The sequence below is a fragment of the Streptomyces sp. ME19-01-6 genome, assembly GCF_033793745.1.
Lineage (GTDB): Bacteria > Actinomycetota > Actinomycetes > Streptomycetales > Streptomycetaceae > Streptomyces.
Genome location: NZ_JARAXF010000081.1, coordinates 1 through 5,269, shown reverse-complemented (window position 1 = coordinate 5,269; position 5,269 = coordinate 1). Strand labels below are relative to the sequence as shown.

The window sequence follows — 5,269 nt, the reverse complement described above, 5'->3', positions numbered from 1 at the left end:
TGCCGCATCGCCATCACCATCTTGATGACGCCCGCCACCCCCGCCGCGCCCTGCGTGTGGCCGATGTTGGACTTGAGCGAGCCCAGCCACAGCGGCCGGTCGGCGGGCCGGTCCTCCCCGTAGGTCGCCAGCAGGGCGTCCGCCTCGATCGGGTCGCCCAGCGTGGTGCCCGTGCCGTGCGCCTCCACCGCGTCGACCTGGTCGGCGGTCAGCCGGGCGTTGGCCAGCGCGGCGCGGATGACGCGCTGCTGCGAGGGACCGTTGGGGGCGCTCAGGCCGTTGCTGGCGCCGTCCTGGTTGACGGCCGAGCCACGGATGACGGCGAGCACCTGGTGGCCGTTGCGGCGCGCGTCGGAGAGGCGTTCCAGCAGCAGCAGGCCCGCGCCCTCGGAGAAGCCCGTGCCGTCGGCGGCGGCGGCGAACGGCTTGCACCGTCCGTCCGGCGCCAGGCCGCGCTGCCGGGAGAACTCCGTGATCACGTTCGGGGTCGGCATGACCGTCACGCCGCCCGCCAGCGCCAGCGAGCACTCGCCGCCGCGCAGCGCCTGGACCGCCAGATGCATCGCCACCAGCGACGACGAGCACGCGGTGTCCAGCGTGACCGCCGGGCCTTCGAGGCCGAGGGTGAACGCGATGCGGCCGGAGACGACGCTGAGCGCGTTGCCCGTCAGCAGGAAGCCCTCGGCGCTCTTCTCGACGTGGGGCGTGCCGAAGCCGGGAACGCCGCAGCCCGCGTAGACGCCGGTGGCGGAGCCCTTGAGGGTGGCCGGGTCGATGTGGGCGCGCTCCAGCAGTTCCCACGCGGTCTCCAGCAGCAGCCGCTGCTGCGGGTCCATGGCCAGGGCCTCGCGCGGGCTGATGCCGAAGAACGCCGCGTCGAAGGTGTCGGCGTCGTGGAGAAAGCCGCCCTCGCGGACGTACGCGGTGCCGGGGTGGTCGGGGTCGGGGTGGTAGATGCCGTCCAGATCCCAGCCACGGTTGGCGGGGAAGGGGCCGATGGCGTCGGTGCCGCTGTCCACCAGCTGCCACAGCTCCTCGGGGGAGGCGACACCGCCGGGGAAGTGGCAGGCCATCGCGGTGATGGCGATGGGCTCCTGGTGGCGCTCCTCGACCTCGCGCAGGCGCTGCCGGGCCTCGCCGAGGTCGAGGGTGACGCGCTTGAGGTACTGGCGCAGCTTATCTTCGGTGGCTGACATGGTTTCCCGTCACTCCCCGTCAGGACGAGCCCAGTTGCTGGTCGATGAGGGCGAACATCTCGTCGTCCGACGCCGACGCGAGCGCCTCGCCGTCGATGCCCGCGCCGTCTCCCCGGCCCTCCAGGCGGGCGAGCAGTGCGTGGAGCCGGCCCGCGATCGTCTCGCGGGACGTGCCGTCCACCGTGTGGCCGCTGAGGGTGGACTCCAGCCTCGTCAGGTCGTTCAGGATCGGCGCGAGGTGATCGGCCCGCGCCGGTGGTTCGGAGGCGGGCCGGTCGGCCGGGGCGAGCTTCTGCTCCAGGTAGCGGGCCATGGTCCCGGCGTCGGGATAGTCGAAGATCAGGGCGGCGGGCAGCCGCAGCCCGGTGGCCATCGAGAGCCGGTTGCGCAGCTCGACGGCGGTGAGCGAGTCGAAGCCCAGCTCCTTGAAGGAGCTGTCCGCCCGCACCCCCGAGGGGTCGCTGCGCCCGAGGACGGTCGCCGCGTGCATGCGTACCAGGGTGAGCAGTTCGCGGTGGCGCTCTGCCTCGGTGAGCGCGGCGAGGCGGCCGGCCCAGTCGACGGGCCGCGCGGCGGCTGCGGTGGGCCGGGCCGGGGCCCCGGCGGCGGCCAGGCCGCGGAGCAGGGCGGGCACCGCGTCGGAGGGCGGTGAACCCAGGGCTCGGGAGTTGAGGTCGAGCGCCAGCGTGGACGCGGCGCCGTGGCGGTGGGCGGCGTCGAAGAGGGCCAGCGCGGTGGGGGTGGACAGCGGGGTGAAGCCGGTGCGGTTCATGCGGGCGAGGTCGGCCTGGCCGAGGTCGCCTGACATGCCGCTGCTGGCCGCCCACAGGCCCCAGGCGATGGAGGTGGCGGGGAGGCCGGTGTGGTGTCGCCTGGTGGCGAGGGCGTCGAGGTAGGCGTTGGCAGCGGCGTAGTTGGCCTGTCCTGGGCTGCCGAGGGTGCCGGCGGCGGAGGAGTAGAGGGTGAACAGGGCCAGGGGGAGGTGGCGGGTGGCCGTGTCCAGGTTGGCGGCGGCCGTCGCCTTGGCCGCCCACACCGCCGCCAGCCGCTCCGGCGTCTGCGCCGTCAGCACGGCGTCGTCCAGCGCCCCCGCCGCGTGGACCACGCCGGTGAGGGGGTGGTCGGGGTCGATTCCGTCGATGACGTCGCGCAGGGCGGTGGGGTCGGCGGTGTCGGTGGCGGTGATGGTGACGTGGGCACCCAGGGTCTGCAGCCTGTCGCGGAGTTGTGCGGCACCGGGGGCGTCGGGTCCGCGTCGGCTGAGGAGGTGGAGGTGGGTGATGCCGTGGGTGGTGACGAGGTGTTCGGCGGTCAGGGCGCCGAGGGTGCCGGTGCCGCCGGTGATGAGGACCGTCCCGTCGGGGTCCGGCGTGCGCGGGATGTCCAGCACCACCTTGCCGGTGTGCTTGGCCTGGCTCATGTGGCGCAGCGCCTGCCGGGCCTTCGCCAGCGGCCACGCCTGGACGGGCTGCGGCCGGAGGGTGCCCTCGGCGAAGAGGCCGGCGAGCGTGCGCAGCATCTCCCCGACGTGATCCAGACCGGCATCGGGCACCAGGTCGTAGGCCCGGTAGTGAACGCCGGGGTGGGACGCGGCGATCTCCTCGGGGTCGCGGATGTCGGTCTTGCCCATCTCGATGAACCGGCCGCCGTCGCCGAGGAGTCGGAGTGAGGCGTCGGTGAAGTCGCCGGCGAGGCTGTTGAGGACGACGTCCATGGGGGGGAAGGCGTCTTCGAAGGCGAGGTCGCGGGAGGAGGCGCGGTGGTCGGCGTCGATGCCCATGGCGTCGAGGACGTGGTGTTTGCCGGGGCTGGCGGTGGCGTAGACCTCGGCGCCGAGGTGGCGCGCGATCTGCACGGCCGCCGTGCCCACGCCTCCCGTGGCGGCGTGGATCAGGATCTTCTCGCCCGCCGTCAGGCCGGCGAGGTCCACCAGCCCGTACCAGGCGGTGAGGAACGTCGTGGGGACCGCGGCCGCCTGCTGGTCGGTCCAGCCGGGCGGGACCGGCACGACCGCGCGGGCGTCGGCGACGGCGACGGGGCCGAAGGCGCCCTCGAACAGGCCCAGTACGCGGTCGCCGACGGCCACCGAGGTCACGTCCCCGGCCACCTCCAGGACGACACCCGCGCCCTCACTGCCCCGGAAGGTGCCCTCGTCCGGGTACATTCCGAGCACGATCAGCACGTCGCGGAAGTTGACCCCGGCGGCGCGCACCGCGATCCGCACCTGGCCGGGCGCCAGCGGCTCCAGCGCCTCGGGGCAGGGCACGACCTCGACCCCGTCGACCGTGCCCGAGCCGCCGGACGCGAGCCGCCAGGCCCGCTCACCCGGCGGCGGCACCAACTCCGGCGCCGCCGCCCGCTCCAGGCGCGGCACCAGCGCGTTGCCGCCGCGCACCGCCACCTGCGGCTCGTCCAGCGCGACCGCGCGCCGCACGGCGTCCAGCAGCTCGGCAGGACCGGTGCCGCCGTCGATGTCGCAGAGCAGGAAGCGGCCCGGGTTCTCGGACTGGGCGCTGCGCACCAGTCCCCACACGCTCGCCGCCGCCGGGTCGGGGCCGTCGTCGGCGTCCCCGGACCCGGGCGCGATCCTGCCCCGGGTGACGAGCACCAGCCGGGCGTCGGCCAGCTCCGGCTCCTCCAGCCACCGGCGGGCCAGTGACAGCACGCCGGTGGCGGCGGCGAGCGCCCCGTCCGCCGACTCCGGGTCGCCGCCCGGGACGCCCGCGAGCACGGTGGCGGGCGTCGCGGTGGCGAGGAGCAGTTCGTCGATGCCCGCGTAACGCGCAGGGCCGGGCCCGGACCGCGAGGCGCGGAAGGGGAACGGGAGCGGGTCGTCGTCGCTGCCCAGGACCGCCAGGTCGCCGGTGTCGGGCGCGGGAATCTCCGCCGGCGGCAGCGGGGTCCACGCCACCGTGTACAGCCCGTCCACCCGCCGGGCGCCCGCTTCGCGGAGCTGGCGGGCGCTCGTCGCGCGGACCACCACGGCGTCGGCGCCGAGCACGGCGTTGCCTGCCGCGTCGGCCAGCAGGAGCCGGAAGCCGTGCTCCTGTGGCGACATGCGGACCCGCGCGGCGCGCGCGCCCGTGGCGTAGAGGGTGACGCCGCTCCACGCGAACGGCAGCCGCAGCTGCCCGTCGCCGCCCCGCTCGGCGTCCAGCGCCACCGGGTGCAGGGCCGCGTCCAGCAGCGCCGGGTGGATGCCGAGGCCGCCCGCGCCCTCGTGTGCCGCCTCGGGCAGCGTGACCTCGGCGAGCAGGTCCTCGCCGTGGCGCCAGGCGGCGGTCAGGCCCCGGAACGCCGGGCCATAGCCGTACCCCAGCGCCTCGGCGCGGTCGTAGAAGCCGTCCACCGCGACCGGCTCGGCGCCCGGCGGCGGCCAGGCCCCCGCCAGCGACGAGCCCGCCGGGTCAGGTTCCGGGGCCGCCGGGGCGAGATACCCGGTGGCGTGGCAGGTCCAGGGGGCGGAGGCCTCCCCGTCGGGGCGGGAGTGCACGCCCACCTCGCGGCGGCCGTCCTCGCCCGGGGCGTACGCCACGACCTGCACGCGCAGCCCGCCGGACGCGGGGAGCGCCATCGGGACCTGGAGCGCCAGCTCCTCGACACCGCCGCAGCCCGCCTCGTCGGCCGCCCGCAGCGCCCACTCGACCAGGGCCGCGCCCGGGACGAGAGTGGCCTCGGCGACGACATGGTCGGCGAGCCAGCCGCCGCCGCTTCCGGCGGCGGGGAGGCGGCCGGTCATCACCAGGCCGCCGTCGGCGAGTTCGACGGCGGCGCCGAGCTGCGGGTGCGCCACCGAGGTGAGCCCCGCGCTGCGCAGGTCGCCCGGTCCGCCGTCCACGCGCAGCCAGTAGGGCTGGTGCTGGAAGGCGTAGGTGGGGAGGTCGATGGTGTGGGCGGTCGGGTGCCAGGGGGTCCAGTCGACGGGGGTGTGGGTGGTGTGGAGGGTAGCGAGGGCGCGGGCGAGGGCGTTCGTCTCGGGCTGGGTGCGGGTGAGGGTGGGGATGAGGACGGGCGGGTGCGCGGGCGGGGTGTCGAGTGCGTCGAGGGTGTGTTGGGCGCCCGGGATCAGGACG

2 protein-coding genes are annotated in these 5,269 nt (G+C 75.8%); both read right to left on the bottom strand.

Features of this window, described 5'->3' with window-relative positions; genetic code table 11:
* The coding region (locus PV419_RS52635) for a beta-ketoacyl synthase N-terminal-like domain-containing protein (RefSeq protein ID WP_319701206.1) at positions 1 to 1,196 on the bottom strand (1,196 nt) is incomplete at its 3' end.
* Positions 1,197 to 1,215: 19 nt separating this feature from the next.
* The coding region (locus PV419_RS52630; RefSeq protein WP_319701205.1) for a KR domain-containing protein at positions 1,216 to 5,269 on the bottom strand (4,054 nt) is incomplete at its 5' end.